Source organism: Campylobacter concisus (assembly GCF_003048835.2).
Lineage (GTDB): Bacteria > Campylobacterota > Campylobacteria > Campylobacterales > Campylobacteraceae > Campylobacter_A > Campylobacter_A concisus_D.
In genome coordinates this window covers 1,854,721-1,874,035 of the sequence record NZ_CP060705.1, presented here as the reverse complement: position 1 = coordinate 1,874,035, position 19,315 = coordinate 1,854,721, and the positions used below count along the sequence as shown (strand labels likewise).

The 19,315-nt window shown below is 38.6% G+C and carries 30 protein-coding genes; 22 read left to right on the top strand and 8 right to left on the bottom strand.

Annotated elements, in window-relative coordinates:
- Positions 1 to 23: 23 nt before the first annotated feature.
- Genes CVT08_RS09530 through CVT08_RS09510 form a run of 5 tightly spaced genes read right to left on the bottom strand, consistent with a single transcriptional unit; the run spans position 24 to position 4,856 of the window.
- Positions 24 to 1,073, bottom strand: a complete 1,050-nt coding sequence (locus CVT08_RS09530; protein ID WP_107856718.1) for a GGDEF domain-containing protein — start codon at positions 1,071 to 1,073, stop codon at positions 24 to 26.
- Positions 1,066 to 2,160, bottom strand: coding sequence for a GGDEF domain-containing protein (locus tag CVT08_RS09525; protein ID WP_103557782.1), 1,095 nt, complete (start codon positions 2,158 to 2,160; stop codon positions 1,066 to 1,068). The genes CVT08_RS09530 and CVT08_RS09525 overlap by 8 nt, the downstream gene beginning before the upstream one ends.
- A 45-nt stretch (positions 2,161 to 2,205) precedes the next feature.
- Entirely contained in the window at positions 2,206 to 2,364 is a 159-nt protein-coding gene (locus CVT08_RS09520) for a hypothetical protein (RefSeq protein ID WP_002941615.1), read from the bottom strand.
- 10 nt (positions 2,365 to 2,374) lie between these two features.
- A complete protein-coding gene (locus CVT08_RS09515; protein ID WP_107856719.1) occupies positions 2,375 to 4,219 on the bottom strand; it encodes a mechanosensitive ion channel domain-containing protein in 1,845 nt (614 codons plus the stop codon).
- Entirely contained in the window at positions 4,212 to 4,856 is a 645-nt protein-coding gene (locus CVT08_RS09510) for a carbonic anhydrase (protein ID WP_021086289.1), read from the bottom strand. The genes CVT08_RS09515 and CVT08_RS09510 overlap by 8 nt, the downstream gene beginning before the upstream one ends.
- A 171-nt stretch (positions 4,857 to 5,027) precedes the next feature.
- Here CVT08_RS09510 and CVT08_RS09505 point away from each other — a divergent pair, with 171 nt between their 5' ends.
- The 6 genes from CVT08_RS09505 to CVT08_RS09480 all read left to right on the top strand — a co-directional run bounded on the left by CVT08_RS09505 (position 5,028) and on the right by CVT08_RS09480 (position 9,674).
- The gene (locus CVT08_RS09505; RefSeq protein WP_002941542.1) at positions 5,028 to 5,726 is read left to right on the top strand and encodes a Bax inhibitor-1/YccA family protein; all 699 of its coding nucleotides are present in this window, start codon (positions 5,028 to 5,030) and stop codon (positions 5,724 to 5,726) included.
- Positions 5,719 to 6,102 carry a thiamine-phosphate pyrophosphorylase gene (locus CVT08_RS09500; protein ID WP_107856720.1) on the top strand — a complete coding sequence of 128 codons (384 nt, stop codon included), beginning with the start codon at positions 5,719 to 5,721 and terminating at the stop codon, positions 6,100 to 6,102. The genes CVT08_RS09505 and CVT08_RS09500 overlap by 8 nt, the downstream gene beginning before the upstream one ends.
- Before the next feature lie 62 nt (positions 6,103 to 6,164).
- Positions 6,165 to 6,494 carry a preprotein translocase subunit SecG gene (gene secG, locus CVT08_RS09495; protein ID WP_002941549.1) on the top strand — a complete coding sequence of 110 codons (330 nt, stop codon included), beginning with the start codon at positions 6,165 to 6,167 and terminating at the stop codon, positions 6,492 to 6,494.
- Positions 6,495 to 6,496: 2 nt separating this feature from the next.
- On the top strand, positions 6,497 to 7,456 hold the full coding sequence (locus CVT08_RS09490) for a polysaccharide deacetylase family protein (RefSeq protein ID WP_107856721.1): 960 nt from the start codon (positions 6,497 to 6,499) through the stop codon (positions 7,454 to 7,456).
- Complete coding sequence (gene frr / locus CVT08_RS09485; RefSeq protein WP_021087228.1) at positions 7,446 to 8,003, top strand: ribosome recycling factor; 558 nt, start codon at positions 7,446 to 7,448, stop codon at positions 8,001 to 8,003. Before CVT08_RS09490 ends, frr begins: the two co-directional genes overlap by 11 nt.
- A gap of 93 nt (positions 8,004 to 8,096) precedes the next feature.
- Entirely contained in the window at positions 8,097 to 9,674 is a 1,578-nt protein-coding gene (locus tag CVT08_RS09480) for a DUF4153 domain-containing protein (protein ID WP_107856722.1), read from the top strand.
- On the opposite strand, the gene CVT08_RS09475 is transcribed toward CVT08_RS09480, so the two are convergent.
- The 3 genes from CVT08_RS09475 to CVT08_RS09465 form a co-directional block, all read right to left on the bottom strand.
- Positions 9,666 to 10,220, bottom strand: coding sequence for a ribonuclease HII (locus tag CVT08_RS09475; RefSeq protein WP_107856723.1), 555 nt, complete (start codon positions 10,218 to 10,220; stop codon positions 9,666 to 9,668). The genes CVT08_RS09480 and CVT08_RS09475 overlap by 9 nt on opposite strands.
- Positions 10,220 to 11,074, bottom strand: coding sequence for an S-adenosylmethionine tRNA ribosyltransferase (locus tag CVT08_RS09470; RefSeq protein WP_107856724.1), 855 nt, complete (start codon positions 11,072 to 11,074; stop codon positions 10,220 to 10,222). Before CVT08_RS09470 ends, CVT08_RS09475 begins: the two co-directional genes overlap by 1 nt.
- Positions 11,075 to 11,153: 79 nt before the next feature.
- Complete coding sequence (locus tag CVT08_RS09465; RefSeq protein ID WP_107856725.1) at positions 11,154 to 12,248, bottom strand: ATP-binding protein; 1,095 nt, start codon at positions 12,246 to 12,248, stop codon at positions 11,154 to 11,156.
- 353 nt (positions 12,249 to 12,601) lie between these two features.
- On the opposite strand from CVT08_RS09465, the gene rpsJ reads away from it, so the two are divergent.
- From rpsJ to rpsH, 16 genes are read left to right on the top strand one after another with little or no spacing between them, the layout of a single operon-like run.
- On the top strand, positions 12,602 to 12,910 hold the full coding sequence (gene rpsJ / locus CVT08_RS09460; RefSeq protein WP_009295257.1) for a 30S ribosomal protein S10: 309 nt from the start codon (positions 12,602 to 12,604) through the stop codon (positions 12,908 to 12,910).
- A gap of 20 nt (positions 12,911 to 12,930) precedes the next feature.
- The gene (gene rplC / locus CVT08_RS09455) at positions 12,931 to 13,509 is read left to right on the top strand and encodes a 50S ribosomal protein L3 (protein ID WP_002941563.1); all 579 of its coding nucleotides are present in this window, start codon (positions 12,931 to 12,933) and stop codon (positions 13,507 to 13,509) included.
- Positions 13,506 to 14,120 (top strand): 50S ribosomal protein L4, encoded by a 615-nt coding sequence (gene rplD, locus CVT08_RS09450; RefSeq protein WP_021089209.1) that lies wholly within the window; start codon positions 13,506 to 13,508, stop codon positions 14,118 to 14,120. Before rplC ends, rplD begins: the two co-directional genes overlap by 4 nt.
- 1 nt (position 14,121) lies before the next feature.
- A complete protein-coding gene (locus CVT08_RS09445; protein WP_002941535.1) occupies positions 14,122 to 14,403 on the top strand; it encodes a 50S ribosomal protein L23 in 282 nt (93 codons plus the stop codon).
- A gap of 1 nt (position 14,404) precedes the next feature.
- Positions 14,405 to 15,238: a 50S ribosomal protein L2 gene (gene rplB, locus CVT08_RS09440; RefSeq protein WP_107856726.1), complete on the top strand. Its 834-nt coding sequence runs from the start codon at positions 14,405 to 14,407 to the stop codon at positions 15,236 to 15,238.
- Between the two features lie 2 nt (positions 15,239 to 15,240).
- The gene (gene rpsS / locus CVT08_RS09435) at positions 15,241 to 15,522 is read left to right on the top strand and encodes a 30S ribosomal protein S19 (protein WP_002941639.1); all 282 of its coding nucleotides are present in this window, start codon (positions 15,241 to 15,243) and stop codon (positions 15,520 to 15,522) included.
- Positions 15,523 to 15,533: 11 nt separating this feature from the next.
- A complete protein-coding gene (gene rplV / locus CVT08_RS09430) occupies positions 15,534 to 15,866 on the top strand; it encodes a 50S ribosomal protein L22 (protein WP_009295259.1) in 333 nt (110 codons plus the stop codon).
- Between the two features lies 1 nt (position 15,867).
- Complete coding sequence (rpsC, locus tag CVT08_RS09425) at positions 15,868 to 16,566, top strand: 30S ribosomal protein S3 (protein WP_002941650.1); 699 nt, start codon at positions 15,868 to 15,870, stop codon at positions 16,564 to 16,566.
- 2 nt (positions 16,567 to 16,568) lie between these two features.
- On the top strand, positions 16,569 to 16,994 hold the full coding sequence (gene rplP / locus CVT08_RS09420; protein WP_002941572.1) for a 50S ribosomal protein L16: 426 nt from the start codon (positions 16,569 to 16,571) through the stop codon (positions 16,992 to 16,994).
- Positions 16,981 to 17,175, top strand: coding sequence for a 50S ribosomal protein L29 (gene rpmC / locus CVT08_RS09415; RefSeq protein WP_002941625.1), 195 nt, complete (start codon positions 16,981 to 16,983; stop codon positions 17,173 to 17,175). Before rplP ends, rpmC begins: the two co-directional genes overlap by 14 nt.
- A gap of 1 nt (position 17,176) precedes the next feature.
- Positions 17,177 to 17,428, top strand: a complete 252-nt coding sequence (gene rpsQ / locus CVT08_RS09410; protein WP_002941511.1) for a 30S ribosomal protein S17 — start codon at positions 17,177 to 17,179, stop codon at positions 17,426 to 17,428.
- On the top strand, positions 17,428 to 17,796 hold the full coding sequence (rplN, locus tag CVT08_RS09405) for a 50S ribosomal protein L14 (RefSeq protein ID WP_002941516.1): 369 nt from the start codon (positions 17,428 to 17,430) through the stop codon (positions 17,794 to 17,796). The genes rpsQ and rplN overlap by 1 nt, the downstream gene beginning before the upstream one ends.
- A complete protein-coding gene (gene rplX / locus CVT08_RS09400; RefSeq protein ID WP_009295260.1) occupies positions 17,796 to 18,032 on the top strand; it encodes a 50S ribosomal protein L24 in 237 nt (78 codons plus the stop codon). Before rplN ends, rplX begins: the two co-directional genes overlap by 1 nt.
- A 5-nt stretch (positions 18,033 to 18,037) precedes the next feature.
- Entirely contained in the window at positions 18,038 to 18,583 is a 546-nt protein-coding gene (rplE, locus tag CVT08_RS09395; protein ID WP_002941643.1) for a 50S ribosomal protein L5, read from the top strand.
- A gap of 1 nt (position 18,584) precedes the next feature.
- A complete protein-coding gene (locus CVT08_RS09390; protein WP_002941532.1) occupies positions 18,585 to 18,770 on the top strand; it encodes a type Z 30S ribosomal protein S14 in 186 nt (61 codons plus the stop codon).
- A gap of 9 nt (positions 18,771 to 18,779) precedes the next feature.
- Positions 18,780 to 19,175 (top strand): 30S ribosomal protein S8, encoded by a 396-nt coding sequence (gene rpsH, locus CVT08_RS09385; RefSeq protein WP_035169968.1) that lies wholly within the window; start codon positions 18,780 to 18,782, stop codon positions 19,173 to 19,175.
- Positions 19,176 to 19,315: the final 140 nt, after the last annotated feature.

The following is a 19,315-nucleotide window of genomic DNA, read 5'->3' as shown; positions in this document are numbered from 1 at the left end:
TTTAGAGGCCCAGGCCTCTAAATTTATCCTCTTGGATCATAATCCGCACTCATAACGATATTTTTACCATTTCGCTTACCAACGTAAAGTAGCTCGTCAGCTTGCTTGATCATACGCTCGATATTTACCTCAGTGTTGCCACTATGTGCCACGACACCAAATGTCATCGTCGCTATGATCCTATTGTTTTCAAATTCAACGACATTTTGATTAAGTGTCTCTCTGATACGCTCTAAGATGCTAACTGCTTTTGCCTTTTTAACATCAAATATAACAGCTAGAAATTCCTCGCCGCCAAATCTTGCAACCCTGTCTTCATTTCTAAAAGCGTTTTTGAAAATTTTAGAAAGGCTCTTTAGCACTTCATCGCCTGCTCCGTGTCCGTAGGTGTCGTTTATCTTTTTAAAGTTGTCGATGTCACACATCACGATAGCAAAGTCATTGCCGTCAAATAAATTCTTTTGTCTAAAAATTTGTTGCATCGAAGCGCGGTTTAAAAGCCCAGTTAGTGGGTCGTGGTTAAAGACAGCCTTAGCAGACTCTTTCTCTTCTAAGATGCCTAAGAATATAAATAAATTTGAGCTCTCTAGCAAAAATGATGTTAGGACGGCAAACACGCAAGATGCAGTCAGGTTAAATACAAAAAATATCTCTTTATATAAAGTATCATCTTTTGCTGGTATATCTATCACTAGATAAAAAAGCAAAAATGCCGCGATATCTAGCAAAGAGATAAGTCTGCTTAACATTTTAAAGCTAACTGATAAGAAAAAGAGGCTAATTGTCGATGTTAAAAATAAAATTTCAAAGCCCCAGCCCAGTCCAAGGATAAAGACGCAAAGTGAGGCATGAAGTAAAATTTCTACTTGCAAGATAAACATCACGATCTTGTTGTTTTCTTCGCTATCAAAGAGTATCTTTAGTGCAAAAAGATATATACTAACAGATAGGATATTTGCCACAGCCAAAATTTCTTCGCCCATGAGGCAAAATATAACTAGGTAAAAAGTATGTACAGCTAGGAGCGAAAAGACGATGATCTTTTGTGAGATATAAAGTGAAATTTTAGGCATTGTCTTTGTCCTTATTTGCCTTCATGATCTCATACTCGATGCGGTCTTTGCCATTTTTCTTACCCTCATATAGCTTTTTATCAGCTTTGTTTATGACTGTGTCGATATCAGTTATAACGCCATTTGCACAAAGAACCAGACCAAAGGTCATGGTTACTGAGCTCTTATCAGGCAGTTTTACCTGCGCTATCCTTGTGCCAAGTCTGGTTTCGACCTTTTTTACGTCTTCAGTTTTAACTTCAGGCAAGATGACTAGAAATTCCTCTCCACCCCACCTACAAATGTGGTCATTTTCTCTAAAAGTATCTTGTAAAGCTCTTGCGATCTCTTTTAAGACCTTATCGCCCCAGTCGTGTCCGTAGGTGTCATTTATCTTTTTGAAGTTATCGATGTCTCCTAGCATAACGACTAAATTTGCGTCACTGCTTTTTTCTCTAAGCTCTTTTAGCTCATATCTAAGTGTTCTCTCGATCGAGCGTCTATTTAAAAGACCAGTTAAAAAGTCATACTTAGAAATTCTCTCTATCTCCTCTTTCTCTTCGCTGATCTGTTTGTAGCCACTAGATGTGATCGCATCAGAGAAAAACGAAAGTCTAAAGACCAAGTAAAAAGTAAAGAAAACGCTTATACAGGTTGAGCCTATTTGTACCATGGAGTCTATCCCAACTACTTTATCTTTATATGTAAGATATAGCCACAAAAGGACAAATAGCTCAAGAAGGCAGACAGAGTAGGTAAGAAGCCTTTGGTTAAAAGCCAAAAAGTAGTTTATAAAGATAACGCCAAGGAGTGTTATCCATATATTAGAGCTCCAGCCCATGCCAACAACGCCAGCGATAACTGCGGTGATGACATTTAGTTGAAAGATGGCAGAGATTAAAAATCTGTATTTGATATTAAATCTAATCCTTAAAGCAGTGCTAATAGAAAGAAATAAAAAACAGATAAAAATGATCGTTAAGTCAAAGTAAAAACTGCAAAGCACGATCAAGACAAAGGCGTTACTTACTATCGCTACGTTTAATATCGTTTTGTAAATGTCATCGATAGCCTTATAGCTATCTTGCTCTATAAATTCCTGTACCAAGCATTCTCTCCGTTAATTTCATCCATTAAATTTAATTAGACCATTTTAATACGAGTCGTAACTATCCTCATCCTCATCGCTATCTTCATAGTTATAGTCATTTTCGTCGTAGTTATAGTCATAGCTATCGCTACTATCCTCGTCCTCATCGTTAAATTCAGAGTAGTCTTCTTCTACCTCTTCGTAGTCAAAATCATCACTCATTTTTCTCTCCTTAAATTTTATCTTTGATATTTTCGATATACAAGCTTTGGCTTGGGAATGCAAAATTTAGACCATTTTGCTTTAAAATATCCATAATTTTTAGCATTACATCTTGTTTTACATCTAAAAACTCTCCCCAAACGATAGTTTTGGCAAAACAATAAACTAGGATATTTATCGAGCTATCAGCAAAGTCATCAACCACGACAAATAAATTTGACTTATATCCAGCGTAGTCATCAACTGAGACTATGTTTTGTCTATATTTTAGGCCTCTTTTATTAGCCGCGATATCTTCGCTTTTAGCGATATCTGGGTGATTTATCAGCATATTTTTGATGTCATTTACACATTTTTTGATCTCTTCTGTAGTTGGTCCATACTCGATGCCAATAACCATTCTTATGCGTCTGCCGACCTTTCTTCTGGTCCAGTTTCTAACAGGATCGCTCGCTAGCTTTGAGTTTGGCACGAAGATAAGGGCGTTATCAAAGCTTCTAACTGTTGTTTTTCTAAATCCTATCTCAACGACCGTGCCCTCGATGTCGCCACAAACTATCCAGTCGCCTTGTGAAAATGAGTTGTCAAAGAGCATCATAACAGATGCAAAGAAGTTTGCGATGATGTCTTTAGCAGCGAAGGCAACAGCAAGACCACCGATACCAAGTGAGGCAATGAGTGCTGAGATATCAAAGCCAAGCTTTTGAAGGATCAGCAAAAGTGTGATGATCAGCACGATCACGTAGATCACTTTTAACGCTAGGTTTATCACCTCTTTACGCTTGCTTTTTTGCGCGATCTTGTCGAGTATAGCGATGCCGTAGCCATTTAGTATGGTGAGGACAAGCCATGAAAATGCGACTATATATATGATAGAAAAGATATTTGCTACCGTTAGAGGCACTGGCACTGGATAAAATCCAATGCCGATACAGATATTTAGCGCATAGATGATAAGAAGTGCTGAGATCGGCTTTTTGATGATATCAACGATCTGATTTTTAACCTCTTTTACCCCTTCGCCTGAAGCGACGAGTGACATCACCCAGTAGGTGAGCTTGGCTAAAATTCTAGTTAGCGAGACGAAAAATAAAAATATCGCAACGATAACAACGATCTTGCCGATGTTAAATTTGCTTGAATTTATGGCTGTTGTTTTGTTTATATACTCGACTGCATCGACTAAATTTAGCTCAGACAAGAGCATGCTTGAGCTTAGAAGATCGGCGTTATTTTTAAGATAGATTAAAATTTCTTCTTCACTCTCTTTTTTCAGCTCAAGGTCAAAAAAGGCGCTGTCGTAAGAGCCTGAAGTGTCATTTAGTGAGTCTTTTAGATCTTTTATACTTACATAAGAATTTGTCTGTAAATTTAAAAGTCCATTATCTATCACTTCTTTTATAGAATTTGCCTTAGCACCCTTTTTAAATATCTCCTCAAGGCTAATGAGCGCTGAGTAGTAGGCGTAGTCTACCTTCATCTTCTCAAGCTCGATAGCACTTTGGATGTAGGCATCCTTGTTTGACTGCTTCTCAAGTCTTGCGACCTTTTTCTCTAGCGCCTCTTTTTGCAGATTATATTTATTGATATCGCTTTGTGTGACTTCGATCTGCATAACATAGGTCGGAATTCTCTCTAAAAGGGCGTTCTTTTTCTTTTGAAGAGTGATCAAATTTGAGTTATCGATCTTTGAAGCGTTTAGGTCTTTTTGCTGAGATTTTATGATGTTTATCTGGCTGTTTAGGGTTTGAATTTGATTTGTTATGCTGATGATATCGTCTTCTTGCGTTACGTTGTTATCAGCGCCAAAAAGAGTTATGAAAGAAAGCAGGATGATGGTTAGAAATTTACGCATTTTCGCCTCTTTTGTCCGCTAGAAGTTTAAACGTGCCCTCTTTTAAATCGTAGCTAAAAATTTCGCCAGTTTCTATGATGTAGTGCCAGCCATAAATTTGAAGCTTACCACTTTCATACTCCTCTTTTACATTTGGATAAGTCATTATGTTTTCGATCGAATTTATCACGTTTAGCCTCTCGGTTAGCCACGCCATTTTGGCTGGATCATCGCTTGTAAATTTAAGCACTTCTCGCTTGATAGGCTCTATTAGCCTGATCCAGTTTCTAACGTTTGGAGTATTTTTTAGCTTCTTTTCATCCACATAAAGTGCCGCGCATCCACCACAGTCAGAGTGCCCGCAGATGATGATGTTTTTGATGTTTAAAACTTCAAGCGCATACTCGATCGCCGAAGTGGTCGCCAAAAACTCTTCGCTCACCCTATAAGGTGGCACGATGTTTGCGATATTTCGCACCATAAAAAGCTCGCCTGGCAGGCAGTTTGTTATCAAATTTGGCACGACCCTTGAATCCACGCATGATATGAAAAGCGTGTGTGGATCTTGTTTGTGTTGTAAGCTTTTAAAGAGCTCTTCATGCTCTAAAAAGCCATCTTCCATAAATTTTACTGCACCTTCAAGTATTGAATCATCCATAAAATTTATCTCCATTTTTTATATTTTTATCGCGATTATAGCAACTTTTATCTAATCAAAAAAATGCTCTCTAAAACGAACTTTAAACTAATATTTTTTATTAAACTTCTTTTTATATATTGTTTAATTATTTTAGGCTAAACTCATCGCAAAAATTCATAAGGAGAAAAAATGAGTTTGTATGATAGAAACTACGCCAAGCAAAATCAAGAAGAGCTTGCGTATTCTCAAAGCTCACTAAGCACTTTTATAAAACAAACTTATCAACTTTTTGCAGCATCACTACTTTCAGCTACAGCTGGCGCTTATGTAGGCATTAGTATCGCTGGCGTTTTTGCGGCAAATAGATTTTTGTTTTGGGGACTTGTGATACTTGAGTTTGTTCTACTTTTTGGTCTAATGGCAGCTAAACGCAAAGAGGGATTAAATTTAATACTTCTTTTTGCATTTACATTTGTAAGTGGTCTTACGCTAACTCCGCTACTTTCAGCGATCCTTGCTATGCCAAGTGGCGCTAGTATCGTAGCTCAGGCATTTGGTTTGACAACAGTTGCATTTGGTGCATTAAGCGTCTTTGCGATGAATACAAAACGCGACTTTACAACGATGGGCAAGATGCTATTTATAACTTTGATAGTTATCGTTGTAGCAGCGATCATCAACATTTTCGTTAAAAGCACGATGTTTCAACTTGTAATCGCAAGTATTTCATCGATCTTATTTAGTGCTTACATACTTTTTGATACACAAAATATCATCCGTGGCAACTACGAGACACCAGTTGAGGGTGCAGTTGCTTTGTATCTTGATTTTGTAAATTTATTTACATCATTACTACAAATTTTAGGCATTTTTAATAGAAATGACTAATGACGAGCGCATCTACCGAGTGATAGATGCGAATTTAAATAGGCTAAAAGAAGGGCTTCGTGTCGTTGAAGATATAAAAAGATATGTCTTTGATGACGCTAAGCTCGCCTATAAGATAAAGTCCCTCCGCCACAAGACAAAGATCCCACAAAAAGAATTTTTAAAATTTAGAAATTCACAAAATGATGTCTTAAAAACCAGCACAAAAAGCGAGCAAGAAAGATCAAATTTAGACGAGATCATCACTGCAAATTTCAAGCGTGCTCAGGAGAGCGCTCGCGTGCTTGAAGAGTGCTTTAAGCTTGTAAATTTAGAGCGAGCCGAGCTTTTTAAAAGCATAAGATACGAGCTTTATGAGCTTGAAAAAGAACTTTAACTAAAAATTTAAATCTTTTCTTGTATAATCGCAAACTATTTAAAAAATTTAAAGGAAATTTCGTGAGTTTAATATTTTTAATCTTACAATTTGTTCTAGCTGTCGTTATCACGATCGCAGTTTTACTCCAAAAGAGCTCATCTATCGGTCTTGGAGCATACAGTGGAAGCAACGAGAGCCTTTTTGGAGCAAAAGGACCAGCTGGATTTTTAGCTAAATTTACCTTTGTGGTAGGCGTTTTATTTATCCTAAACACACTTGCACTTGGATATTTTTACAACAAAGATCTAAAACGCTCTATCGTTGATAGCGTCGATAGCAAATCTCTAGTCATACCAAAATCAAACGACGTGCCAGCGGCTCCTAGCGCACCACAAAATCCAGCAAAATAACAATGATAAAAACGTTTTTAGCGTCACTTTTGACGCTAACGTTTGCTTTGGCAGACGCTCACATCCTAGTTTATCACCGCTTTGACGATCCAAGGCACGTTAGCACAGATATTTCTATTCAAAATTTAAGAGCTCAGTTTGAATACTTCAAAAACAATGGCTACGAAGTTGTCAAGCTATCAAGGCTTGTCGATGCGGTAAATGCTGGCGAGCCGATCCCTGATAACTGGATCGTTATCACCGTTGATGATGGATACAAAAGCTTTTACAATAACGCTCTTGAGCTTTTTAAAGAGTATAACTACCCATTTGCTTTGATGGTCTATGTAGAGGCAAGCGCGAACAAATATGGTGATTATTTAGACTTTGATCAGATCAAAGAGCTAGAAGCTTACGGCGAGATCGGCTACCACTCATACGCTCATCCAAGGATGACTAAACTTAGTGATGAGGCCTTAAGAGAGGACTTTCAAAAGGGCGTTGAGACCTTTGAAAAACACATGGGTTATAAGCCAAAATACTTTGCAGTCCCTTACGGCGAGATCGATAGTAGAGTTATCTCTTTGGCAAAAGAATTTGGCTTTTTAGCACTTTTAAATCAAAACTCAGGCGCAGTTTCAGATAAAAGCGATGTTTATGATCTTTACAGAACGCCAGTGATGAACGGCACAAAGATAGCACTAACTTTTAATAGCAAATTTTTAAATGCCCAGTGGATATTTCCAGAGGGCTATCCGCAAAACAATGCGATCGACAAGCTCATCATCAAGACCGACACAAACGCAAGTGAGGGCAGTTTTTTCATGACTGGCTTTGACGGCTTTAAAAAAGTACCTATGACAAATGGCGTTTTTGAGTGTAAATTTAACCCACCACTTGATAAACGCAAAGTGTTAATGTCGCTAAAAGTAGATCATCACAGAAGCACAAAACTTCTAATAAAGGACACCAATGCTAAATAAAATTTACGATACCCAAAAAGAGGGTTGCGAAAAGGCGATCGCTTCTTTAAAACGCGATTTTACAACGCTAAGAACTGGCAAGGTAAATATCAACATCCTAGATAACGTTATGGTTGATTATTATGGCTCGCCAACTCCGCTTAATCAAGTAGCCACCGTGCTTACAAGTGACGCTTCGACTATCGCTATCACTCCTTGGGAAAAGAGCATGATAAAAGCGATCTCATCAGCTATCCAAGCTGCAAATATCGGCGTCAATCCAAACAGCGACGGCGAGAGCGTTAAGCTATTTTTCCCACCGATGACCGTCGAGCAACGCCAAGAAAATGCAAAACACGCAAAAGCTATGGGCGAAAAGGCAAAAGTTAGCATAAGAAACGTGAGAAAAGACGCAAACGACGAGGTCAAAAAGCTTGAAAAAGACAAGGCCATAACTGAAGACGAGAGCAAAAAGGGTCAAGATGAGGTTCAAAAGATAACTGACACCTACACCGCAAAGATCGACACTCTCGTAAAAGAGAAAGAAGCTGAGCTTTTAAAAGTATAAATTTCATTTAGAAATTTGCGCCCCTTTCAAATTTCTAAACCCTCACTTTTTAGCCACGCAATGTGGCTAAATTTCATCCTTTAAAGGACAATCTTGCACATCATCACCGAGCTAAAAGCCGCATTTGCTGATAAAAAAATTTTGCTACTTACCATTTTGGCGTTTAGTCTGCCTACCATTTTTCTCAGCCCCAGCCAGATAGTGGATGAGTATAGAGGTTTTTGGCTACTTGAGCCGCTACTTTTGGTCACTATCTATCTAAATAAAAGGCAAATTTTACTCCCTTTATACTTTTTGATATTTGGAGCTAGCCTTTACTTTTTTGGCCTTAAGCTAAGCGGTCATGCCAGCGATCTTGTGGCACTTTATCTCATGGCTTTTGTGCTTTTATTCTCTTTAAATTTCGCCAAAGATAATGAAAAATTTATAAGCCAGAGCCTGGCAAGACTATTAAATTTACTCATCTCATTTGCCCTCTTTCACCTATTTTTTCTTGGCATTGTGGCTGTTTGCGCAGGGCTTAACTACCTTTTTGGTCTAGAGCTCTTAACCAGCCACAGGACGCAAAGGCTCTACTTGACGCTGACCTCTTTTGGTCTGCCATGTTTGTTTCTCTTTTTTGAGAGCAAATTTAGCGAGTATAGGCTCTTAAATTTCATCAAGATCGCCATAAATTTCATCCTAAATCCCCTGCTCATTATCTATGTGGTGCTTTTAAATTTATACTGCATTTATAGGCTTGTTTTGCTTGAGCTACCACGCGGTGGAGTGGCCTATATCGTGCTTGCCTGCTTGATCGCTGGCTTTGTTTTAAGAGGGCTAAATTTACTTATCAAAAGCCAAATTTATGATCAAATTTTCAGGCTCTTGCCACTTGTTGTCATCTTGCCTAGCGTTTTGCTTTGGTGGGGCGTCATGCACAGAGTCGGTGAGTACGGCCTAAGCGAGTCTAGGATATATCTCATCGCCTGCGTGATATTTGCAAATTTGAGCTATTTTGTGATGATATTTTTTAGGGATTTTCCTTATAAATTTCTAGCATTTTTTATGGTATTTGGCATTTTTTTCACCCATTTTGTCCTTGATACGAAGCTGCTTACCATAAATTCTCAAAAAGAGCTTTTGCTAAGAGAGCTAAGGTCGCTAAATTTGCTTGGTAGCGATGGCACGCTAAGTGGTGATGTGAGCAAGATCGGCGAAGAGAAGCTCTACTTTTTGCAAGATAAATTTGACTATCTCGTAGAAAACGGCGATAAATTTGCACTAGAAAATAAAAAATTTATATCAAATTTAGAGAGTATCTCGGAGAAAAAGTGGCAGATATTTAGCATTAACTCAGGCAATATCGGCATAAACGTCAAAGAGGCGACCATAAAAAGCGTAGCTTCAAGCAGCACAAATGGCGATGATCTTGTTATACAGCTAGATAATGAAAGAGTTAGTATAGATATGCAAAAGCACCTAGAAAAGGCGCTTGCAAGTTTAAATTTAAAGCCAGACGGCGACTTTGGCGCTGAGGTATTTGAGCAGCTAAAAGAGCAGCTTTTGATCCTTGAAGTAGGCAAAAGGGTCTTTGTTCTGCGCTCTATGGAAATCGTGCAAGAAAACGGAGTTTATAAATTTTACGACGCAAGCGTGCTTTTTTATATGGAGGATGCCAAGCTAAAATAGCGGGCCCTGCGTGAGTTTTGGCTTTATGATAAAGCTTTTTCTGTGAAAGTCTGAGTAGCCAAATTTAGCTATGGCGTCTATGTGCGACTTTGTGCCATATCCTTTGTGCCCTGCAAAGCCGTATGCGGGATAAAATTTATCCCAGCCACTCATCAAGCGGTCACGGCTTACTTTTGCTAGGATGCTGGCTGCACTTACGCTAGCTACCTTGCCGTCGGCCTTTATCATCGTGGTTATACCCACGCCGTAGTCTAAATTTCCATCGTAAATGATCTCAAAGCCCTCAAAATGCGCCTTGAAAAGCTTGAGCGCTCGCCTTAGGCACTCACTTAGCCCAAGCTCGTCTATCTGGGCGTTTGAGAAGTAGGCGATGAGGAAATTTGAGCTTTTTGTGATCTCTTTAAAGAGCTCTTCGCGCCTTTTTGCGGTTAGTTTTTTGGAGTCGTTTAGGCCAGGAATTTCACTATTTAGTACGCAAGCAGCCACGCTTAGTGGTCCAGCTAACGCCCCACGTCCAGCCTCATCGATACCACAAATTTTAGCCATTACAGCCCGACTTCATCGCTAAAGTATGGCCTTAGCTCATCAAGTGGGACGCTGATCTGCTCCTCGTTTAAAAATGTAAGGCCAAGCGGCGAAAGCACGAAGTTGTCGCTCACGCCAGCATTTGCAAGGATCGCTTTTAGGTGGCTGTCGTTTATATCTTTAAAAATTTGCTTTAGTTTTAGCTTTTTGTTTGTTGCAAGCGAGATCACCTCGCAGTTTATTTTTTCGTTTTTATAGGTGCAAACGTTCTTGATCTTGTCGTTGATGTAGTAGATCTCTTTTAGGCTCTCATACTGGTTGTTTGGCCATTTTTTGCGCTCGCTTTTTAGGTCGTAAAACTCTGCAAGAAGCTTGTTTTTATACTTTTTGGCTGAGTCTTTAGCGAAGATGTCGTTAGTGATCGCCTCATATCTCGTGCCGTTTGACTCGGTCATTTGGATGCCGATATTTAGGATTTCATACTCTTTTTCTTCTTTTACTGTGGCGTTGTAGGCTTTGTTTTTGACGATTATCTTACCTTTTAGCTCGCCGTTTTCGTTTTTAACGTCTAAATTTATCTTGTCTGAGACCGCATTTATTGAAGAAATTTCACTGCCATTTTGCTCAAAAGAGCCCTTTTCATAGTCGTATTTTGCGCCGTCAAAAAAGATGTGGCCGCTTATCTTAGGTGGGACTTTAAAGCTCTTGGTTTGTTTGAAATTTTCAAATTCGTCTTTAAAATAGTTCATATAAACTTCAAATTTCACACCATTTGCATCGCCACTAAATTTATAAAATTTAGCCCAGTTTTCGTGGTTTATCTCATAGCCAAAAAGGCTTGCAGCGATGAATAAGATCCCAAAAAATGCTCTCATGCTCCGTCCTTCGTTTTTTTTGATTATAACTTTTTTATTTCTGTGCTTTTAAAACAATAACCAAACAAAGGGTGTAAATTTACAAACCAAGGCTCCACCTAGAAAATGGCAAGATATCGCATTTTATCCCCTCGATGCTTTGTTCGGCTTGGTTTGCGACGCTGATGATTTGAAGCTTACTAACGCCCAGCTCTTTTAGGCTCGCGTGGAGTTTTTTAAATTTCAAAAAGATGATCTCAGGCGCAGAAAATGGGACGCAGATGATCGCAAGCTTCTTTTTGCTAAGGAAAAAATCAATTTCTTTTGTATAGTAAATTTCATCTTTAAATTTAAGTAGCTCACAAAAAACGACATTTGCAAAGACAGCGAGGAAGTCCTTTTTTAGGCACAAAGCATTGCGAAGTGCGAAATTTGTAAAGTAAATTTTCTTACTCGTGCTACTCTCATCTAAATTTGGCACAAACTCAACATATCCGCTCTCATTTAGCAAATTTATCGCGCTATAAACGCTATCTTTTGAAATTTTCATCTGTTCTTTTAGGTTTTTATAAATCCCAAAGGCGCTTATCGTGTCGTGGCACTTTGTTGCGCACTCTTTTAAGATAGCGATGCTTTGCTCGTTTAAATTTGCTCTTAAGAGCTGCTGCAAGTGAGCTGTGACCTCGCTGGAGTCCAAAAAGGCGCTTGCTATCTCGTTGCCATGAGCCAAAAAGTAGCTAAAAAGCAGGTCTTGGTCCAAATTTTTCTTAAAAAATAGTATAAATTCCTCGTAGTCGAGATAGTTTAAATTTATGCGTGCAAAGCCATCAAGCGAGAGTGAAAATTCCTTGCTTGTAAGGATGATGTTTTCAAGTGTGAGCTCATTTAAAAAGTCTAAATTTATAAGATCAGCGCCTTGTAAATTTTCAACTGCGAGTACCTTTATCTGGGCATTTTTTTCTAAAAACTCTTTTAAATTTAGTAAAAGAGAGACTCTATCTATCCTTAGATCGTCTAAATTTATATAAAGTCTCTCCTCGCTTTTATAGTGGCTCAAAAACTCGTAAATAAGGGCTGTTTTGCCACTTGAAATAGCGCCAATGATGAGTGTCTTTGGCGAGATGATCTCATATTTTCTGGGGATAAATTTAGCATTTTTAATGGGTGCTTGATAGAGCGTTTCTAAACTTTTCAAATTTGACCTTTTTAAATTTTGGACATTATAGCCACTTCCTTTTAGAAAGGAAAATATCGCCTAAAATTTTAAAAATTTAGAGGTAAGAAATAATTTTTCATACTAAAAATTTATAAAAATTTTAAAAAATAAAACCTCTATCAACAAGATACTTTCCTTATAAAAAGGAAATAATTAATCAAAATTCAACAAAAAATAGCGTTTTTCTTGACAACTATAATAGCTTTTTTGTAAAATCCCTATCTCTTTACGAAAGACCTATGTCTTGCTCGTACGATCGCTTGATCCTATGCGGGTTATTTTGATGTAAAGAGGTCGCGAGTTTGCGACAAGTTCTTTTTAAAGGAAAACACATGGAAAGAATCAGGTTAAAGCTAAAAGCTTACGACCATAGAGTTCTAGACCGCACTGTTGCAGCAATCGTAGAAGCTGTCAAACGAACAGGTGCCGACGTTCGTGGCCCGGTACCAATGCCTACAAAGATCAAACGCTATACAGTCTTAAAATCTCCACACATCAACAAAGACTCACGTGAGCAGTTTGAGATGAGAATACACGCTCGTATGCTTGACATCGTAGCTGCTACTCCAGAAACTGTAGATAGCCTAACAAAACTCGACCTAGCTCCAGAAGTTAATGTCGAAGTTCGTGCGATGAAATAAGCGGACAAAAGGATAAGAGTATGGAATATATTGTAGAAAAAATAGGCATGAGTAGAACGATTGCCACGAAGAGTACGCCAGTTACACTACTTAAGCTAGTTGAGGCTAAAGTATGTGAGATCGACGAAAACAAACGTGCTATCGTAGCGTATGCCCACACTAAAGCAAACAACAAAGCTATCGCTGGTCAGCAAAAGAAATACAATCTGACAGCAGAATTTAACAAATTTGCTACGCTTGAAGTAGCTAATAGCGAAGTTGGAAACCTAGACTTTACACCATTAAATGAGGCTAAAATTTTAAAAGTTAGCTTTAACTCAAAAGGTAGAGGCTACCAAGGTGTGGTAAAAAGACATGGTTTCGGTGGTGGTCCAAAAAGCCACGGCTCACGTTTCCACAGACGCCACGGTTCAATTGGTAACTGCGAATGGCCAGGTCGTGTTCAACCAGGTATGAAAATGGCAGGACACATGGGTAATGAGAAAGTTACTGTTAAAAACGAGCTAATAAGCTTTGACGCTCAAAATGGCATCGTAGTTGTAAAAGGTTGCGTTCCTGGTCACAATGGTGCAATGGGTAAAATAAGGATTGTAAAATGAGTAAAATTCACGTATTAAACGATAAATTTGAAAATTCAGGCGAGTTAGAGCTTCCTGCAAGCTACGCTGAAGTAAATCCGCACAACCTATATCTTTATGTAAAATCTTACCTTGCTGGTATAAGAGCAAATACGGCTCATACTAAAAGCCGTGCTTTTGTAAGCGGCGGTGGTAAAAAACCATGGAGACAAAAAGGACGTGGTGGTGCAAGAGCAGGTTCGACTAGAACTAACGTTTGGGTAGGCGGTGCAGTTGCATTTGGTCCAACAAACGAGAAAAACTATTTTCAAAAAGTCAATAAAAAACAAAAAAGACTAGCTCTTGAGTACGCTTTGGCAGCAAAAGCACAAGATGGTAAAATTTTCGCAGTAGATAGCATCTCAATCGAGTCTGGAAAGACAAAAGATGCAGCTAATATCATCAAAAATTTAAAAGTAAAAGACGCGCTTATCGTTAAAGATTTACTAGACGATAAAACACTACTTGCTTTTAGAAATTTAGCAAACTGCTATGTAGTAGATGCAAATGAGGTAAATGCTTATCTTGTCTCTACATTTAGTTCGGTTATTATTGAAAAAGCTGCACTAAAAACTATAACAAAAGAGGGCTAAAATGGCGGATATAACTGATATCAAAACAATTATTTATACAGAAAAAACTCTAGGCCTTCAAGAACAAGGCGTTGTTGTTATCCAAACTTCACCAAGAGTTACAAAAAACAGCTTAAAAGCGGTTTTGCAAGAGTATTTTGGAGTAACGCCTGTTCGCGTAAATTCACTTAGAATTAGCGGCAAGGTTAAGCGTTTTAGAGGAAGAGCAGGCCAACGTGACGAGATAAAGAAATTCTACGTTAAGTTACCTGAGGGCGTAAGCCTAGAAAATACGGAGGCGTAAGATGGCTATAAAATCATATAAACCATATACACCTAGTCGTAGATATATGACTGGACTAAGCTCTGAAGATATAACAGCTAAACCAAGCGTTAGAAGCTTGCTTGTTAAACTACCTGCATCTGGCGGTAGAAACAACAATGGTCGTATAACTTCAAGACATAAAGAAGCAGGTGCAAAAAAACTTTATCGTATCATCGACTTTAAACGTCGCAAATTTGGTATAGAAGGTAAAGTTGAAGCGATCGAGTACGATCCAAACAGAAACTGCCGTATCGCTCTTATAGCTTACAAAGATGGCGAAAAACGCTATATCATTAGACCAAACGGCCTAAATGTTGGCGACGTTATCGCATCTATCGATGAGGCCTCACTAGACATTAAACCAGGCAACGCTATGAAATTAAGATTTATCCCAGTTGGTACTATCGTTCATAACGTAGAGCTAAAACCTGGTAAAGGCGCTCAGATAGCTCGTTCAGCTGGCGGTTATGCTCAGCTAATGGGTAAAGAAGAGAAGTATGTTATCTTAAGAATGCCAAGTGGCGAGATGAGACAAGTACTAGCTGAGTGTATGGCAAGTATCGGTGTAGTTGGCAACGAAGACTGGGCTAACATCACTATAGGTAAAGCTGGACGTAATCGCTACCGCGGTATCCGCCCACAAACACGTGGTTCTGCTATGAACCCAGTTGATCACCCACACGGTGGTGGTGAAGGTAAGAAAAATTCAGGCCGTCACCCAGTTACTCCATGGGGTAAACCAACTAAAGGTGCTAAGACTCGCCGTAAAAAAGCTAGCGATAAGCTTATAATTTCAAGAAGGAAAGGAAAATAGAGATGGCAAGATCACTCAAAAAAGGTCCTTTCGTAGATGATCATGTAATGAAAAAAGTTATTGCCGCAAAAAATGCAAACGATAACAAACCAATCAAGACTTGGTCAAGACGTAGCACGATTGTACCTGAAATGATTGGACTAACATTTAACGTTCATAATGGCAAGAGCTTTATTCCTGTATATGTTACAGAAAATCATATAGGCTATAAACTTGGCGAATTTGCTCCAACACGCACATTTAAGGGTCATAAAGGCTCAGTGCAAAAGAAAATCGGCAAGTAAGGGGAGATGATATGAGTAAAGCAATTATAAAATTCGTAAGACTTTCTCCTACAAAAGCAAGACTTATAGCAAGAGAAGTTCAAGGTATGAATGCCGAGCTAGCACTTGCAAGCTTGCAGTTTATGCCAAATCGTGGTGCTAAATTTATAGCAAACGCTATTAGCTCAGCAGTAGCAAATGGCGGATTTGAACCAGAAGAGGTTGTAGTAACTAGTTGCCGCGTTGATGCTGGTCCTGTATTAAAGAGATTTAGACCAAGAGCAAGAGGAACAGCGAGCAAAATTCGCAAACCTACTTCTCATGTAATGGTAGAAGTATCTAAACCTGAAAAGAAGGAAGCATAATATGGGACAAAAAGTAAATCCAATAGGTCTTAGACTAGGAATTAACCGCAACTGGGAATCTAGATGGTTTCCAACCAAACAAAGTCTTCCTGAAAATATCGGTGAAGATTACAAAATTCGTGCATTTTTAAAGAAAAAACTTTACTATGCAGGAATTAGCCAAATTCTAATCGAAAGAACGGCTAAAAAACTTCGTGTAACCGTAGTTGCAGCTCGTCCTGGTATCATCATCGGCAAAAAAGGTCAAGATGTTGAAAACCTAAAGAACGAAGTTAGCAAACTTATCGGCAAAGAAGTAAATGTAAATATCAAAGAAGAAAGAAAAGCTCAAGCTTCAGCTCAACTTGCTGCTGAAAACGTAGCTATGCAACTTGAAAAGCGTGTCGCATTTAGACGTGCTATGAAAAAAGTTATCCAAGGTGCTCAAAAATCAGGCGCTAAAGGTATCAAAATTTCAGTTGCTGGTCGTTTAGGTGGCGCTGAGATGGCAAGAACCGAGTGGTATCTAGAAGGTCGCGTTCCGCTTCATACTCTTAGAGCAAAGATAGATTACGGTGTAGCTGAGGCTCATACAACTTATGGAAACATAGGTATTAAAGTATGGATTTTTAAAGGTGAGGTTCTTCAAAAAGGTGTTCAACCTGAGAAAACTGAAGAAGAGGCACCTAAGAAAACACGTAGAGCAAGAAGAGGTAAATAATTATGTTGATGCCTAAAAGAACGAAATTTCGTAAGCAAATGAAAGGTCGCAACCGTGGTTATGCGACTCGTGGAGCATCTTTGGCAACTGGCGAATTTGCACTTAAAGCTGTTGAGGCTGGTAGAGTAAATTCACGCCAAATAGAAGCTGCTCGTCAAGCTCTAACTCGTCACGTAAAGAGACAGGCTAAAATTTGGATTAGGGTTTTCCCTGACAAGCCACTTACTAAAAAACCTCTACAAACTCGTATGGGTAAAGGTAAGGCAGGAGTTGAAGAGTGGGTTATGAACATTAAACCTGGTCGTATAATATTTGAAATGGCTGGTGTTGACGAAGAGTTGGCTCGTGAAGCTTTAACTTTGGCTCTACACAAACTTCCTTTCAAATCAAAATTTGTAACGCGAGAGAGTGAAAATGAAATATACTGAGTTAAAAGATAAGAGCGTTGCAGAATTAAACGCGTTGCTAAAAGAGAAAAAGGTGCTTTTATTTACATTGAGACAAAAGCTAAAAACTATGCAGTTAAGCAACCCTAATGAGATTAGTGCTGTTCGCAAAGAGATAGCTCAGATCAACACTGCAATTAGTGCAACAAGACAAGGGGCGTAAAATGGCATTAAAAAGAGAAATTCAAGGTGTTGTTTTACAAAAAGCTGGAGATAAAACAGCTACTATTTTGGTAGAAAGACGCGTTATGCACCCAAGATACCATAAATTTGTAAAACGCTTTAAGAAGTATTTAGTTCATGATGAGAAAAATGAGACAAGAGCAGGCGATACAGTTGTTGCGGTTGAGTGCAGGCCACTTTCAGCTCGCAAGAATTTTCGCTTAAAAGCTGTATTGGCAAAGGGAGTTGAGTAATGATTCAAAGTTTTACAAGACTTGCAGTTGCTGATAACAGCGGCGCAAAAGAGTTAATGTGTATAAAAGTTCTTGGCGGCAGCAAAAGAAGATACGCTACACTTGGCGATATCATAGTTTGCTCTGTTAAAAAAGCTCTTCCAAATGGTAAGATCAAAAAAGGACAGGTTGTAAAAGCTGTTGTTGTGAGAACTAAAAGAGAGGTTCAAAGAGATAATGGTTCGCTAATCCGCTTCGACGAGAATGCAGCTGTTATACTTGATAGCAAAAAAGAGCCAGTCGGCACTCGTATTTTTGGACCAGTTGGACGTGAAGTTAGATATGCTAACTTTATGAAGATTGTTTCGCTAGCTCCGGAGGTTTTATAATGGCTAATGTAAAATTTAAAGTCAAAAAAGGCGATACTGTAAAGATCATCGCTGGTGACGATAAAGGCAAAACTGGTAAAATTTTAGCAGTTCTTGCAAAAAAAGGTCAGGTTATAGTTGAGGGATGCAAAGTAGCTAAAAAAGCTATCAAACCAAGCGAAAAAACTCCAAATGGTGGTCACGTAAATAAAGAGATGCCAATTGACATATCAAACGTCGCGAAAGTTGAAGGATAAGAGATATGAGTAGATTAAAAGATAAATTTAACGAAACTATCAAACCAGCTCTCGTAAAAGAATTTGACATCAAAAATCCAATGCTTATCCCTGCGCTCGAGAAAATCGTGATCAGTGTAGGCGCTGGAGACTCTGCGAAAGATCAGAAAGTGCTTCAAAATATGGCTGATACCATTTCACTTATCGCTGGACAAAAAGCGGTTATAACTGATGCTAAAAAATCAGTTGCTGGCTTTAAAGTTCGCGAAGGCTTCCCTGTTGGTATCAAAGTAACTTTGAGAAAAGAGCAAATGTATGCTTTCTTAGATAAGCTAATCAGCGTTGCTCTTCCAAGAGTTAAAGACTTCCGTGGTCTTCCAAAAAATGGTTTTGACGGACGTGGAAACTATAACTTTGGTCTTAGCGAGCAGCTAATGTTTCCAGAGGTTGAGTATGATAAAATTTTACGAACTCATGGTATGAATATTACGATTGCTACTACGGCTAAAAATGATAAAGAGGCATTCAAATTGCTAGAGCTTTTTGGTGTGCCGTTTGCAAAAGGAAAGTAAAATGGCAAAGAAATCAATGATAGCAAAAGCTGCACGCAAGCCAAAATTTGCGGTTCGCGGCTATACTAGATGCCAAATTTGCGGTCGTCCGCACTCTGTTTATAAAGATTTTGGAATTTGCCGTGTTTGCCTAAGAAAAATGGCTAACGAAGGCCTAATACCTGGTCTTAAAAAAGCAAGTTGGTAAGGAATAGAAATGTTGAACGATTTAATATCAGATGGATTAACACGCATTAGAAATGCAAGTATGAGAAGACTTGAGACTGCTAAATTGCTTCATTCTAAGGTTGTTGAGGCTACTCTTTCTATCCTTGCAGCAAAAGGCTATATCGAGAGCTACAACGTTATCGAAGAAGGTAACAAGAAATTTATAAATGTAGTTTTAAAGTATGATGAGTACGGCAGAAGCGTTATAAACGAGCTTAAAAGGGTGTCAAAACCTGGTCGCCGTGTTTATCAAGGCAAAGACGACATTAAGCGTTTTAAAAATGGTTACGGAACAGTTATCGTTAGCACAAGCAAAGGCGTTATGAGCGGTATTGAAGCAAGTAAAGCTGGCGTTGGCGGCGAGGTTCTTTGCACCGTTTGGTAATAGTAAAGCAGCGTTTTGGCGTTGTTTTAAATTTAGAAATTTAACTTTAGCTAGGTGAAATTTTATATTTCGCCCAGGCTAAATTTAGTCAGGTTTCGTCAAATTTGACGATCAAATTTACGGCATTGTGGTGTTTATTC

Bases quoted from the DNA above. Each gene is read 5' to 3' on its own strand.
- CVT08_RS09445 (WP_002941535.1), top strand. From the start codon at position 14,122: ATGGCGGATATAACTGATATCAAAACAATTATTTATACAGAAAAAACT.
- rplP (WP_002941572.1), top strand. From the start codon at position 16,569: ATGTTGATGCCTAAAAGAACGAAATTTCGTAAGCAAATGAAAGGTCGC.
- CVT08_RS09390 (WP_002941532.1), top strand. From the start codon at position 18,585: ATGGCAAAGAAATCAATGATAGCAAAAGCTGCACGCAAGCCAAAATTT.
- rpsH (WP_035169968.1), top strand. From the start codon at position 18,780: ATGTTGAACGATTTAATATCAGATGGATTAACACGCATTAGAAATGCA.
- CVT08_RS09500 (WP_107856720.1), top strand. From the start codon at position 5,719: ATGACTAATGACGAGCGCATCTACCGAGTGATAGATGCGAATTTAAAT.
- CVT08_RS09530 (WP_107856718.1), bottom strand. From the start codon at position 1,073: ATGCCTAAAATTTCACTTTATATCTCACAAAAGATCATCGTCTTTTCG.
- rpsS (WP_002941639.1), top strand. From the start codon at position 15,241: ATGGCAAGATCACTCAAAAAAGGTCCTTTCGTAGATGATCATGTAATG.
- rplX (WP_009295260.1), top strand. From the start codon at position 17,796: ATGGCTAATGTAAAATTTAAAGTCAAAAAAGGCGATACTGTAAAGATC.
- CVT08_RS09475 (WP_107856723.1), bottom strand. From the start codon at position 10,220: ATGGCTAAAATTTGTGGTATCGATGAGGCTGGACGTGGGGCGTTAGCT.
- rpmC (WP_002941625.1), top strand. From the start codon at position 16,981: ATGAAATATACTGAGTTAAAAGATAAGAGCGTTGCAGAATTAAACGCG.
- rpsC (WP_002941650.1), top strand. From the start codon at position 15,868: ATGGGACAAAAAGTAAATCCAATAGGTCTTAGACTAGGAATTAACCGC.
- rpsQ (WP_002941511.1), top strand. From the start codon at position 17,177: ATGGCATTAAAAAGAGAAATTCAAGGTGTTGTTTTACAAAAAGCTGGA.
- CVT08_RS09470 (WP_107856724.1), bottom strand. From the start codon at position 11,074: ATGAGAGCATTTTTTGGGATCTTATTCATCGCTGCAAGCCTTTTTGGC.
- rpsJ (WP_009295257.1), top strand. From the start codon at position 12,602: ATGGAAAGAATCAGGTTAAAGCTAAAAGCTTACGACCATAGAGTTCTA.
- CVT08_RS09510 (WP_021086289.1), bottom strand. From the start codon at position 4,856: ATGGATGATTCAATACTTGAAGGTGCAGTAAAATTTATGGAAGATGGC.
- rplE (WP_002941643.1), top strand. From the start codon at position 18,038: ATGAGTAGATTAAAAGATAAATTTAACGAAACTATCAAACCAGCTCTC.
- CVT08_RS09505 (WP_002941542.1), top strand. From the start codon at position 5,028: ATGAGTTTGTATGATAGAAACTACGCCAAGCAAAATCAAGAAGAGCTT.
- CVT08_RS09520 (WP_002941615.1), bottom strand. From the start codon at position 2,364: ATGAGTGATGATTTTGACTACGAAGAGGTAGAAGAAGACTACTCTGAA.
- rplB (WP_107856726.1), top strand. From the start codon at position 14,405: ATGGCTATAAAATCATATAAACCATATACACCTAGTCGTAGATATATG.
- rplN (WP_002941516.1), top strand. From the start codon at position 17,428: ATGATTCAAAGTTTTACAAGACTTGCAGTTGCTGATAACAGCGGCGCA.
- rplC (WP_002941563.1), top strand. From the start codon at position 12,931: ATGGAATATATTGTAGAAAAAATAGGCATGAGTAGAACGATTGCCACG.
- rplD (WP_021089209.1), top strand. From the start codon at position 13,506: ATGAGTAAAATTCACGTATTAAACGATAAATTTGAAAATTCAGGCGAG.
- CVT08_RS09515 (WP_107856719.1), bottom strand. From the start codon at position 4,219: ATGCGTAAATTTCTAACCATCATCCTGCTTTCTTTCATAACTCTTTTT.
- rplV (WP_009295259.1), top strand. From the start codon at position 15,534: ATGAGTAAAGCAATTATAAAATTCGTAAGACTTTCTCCTACAAAAGCA.
- frr (WP_021087228.1), top strand. From the start codon at position 7,446: ATGCTAAATAAAATTTACGATACCCAAAAAGAGGGTTGCGAAAAGGCG.
- CVT08_RS09490 (WP_107856721.1), top strand. From the start codon at position 6,497: ATGATAAAAACGTTTTTAGCGTCACTTTTGACGCTAACGTTTGCTTTG.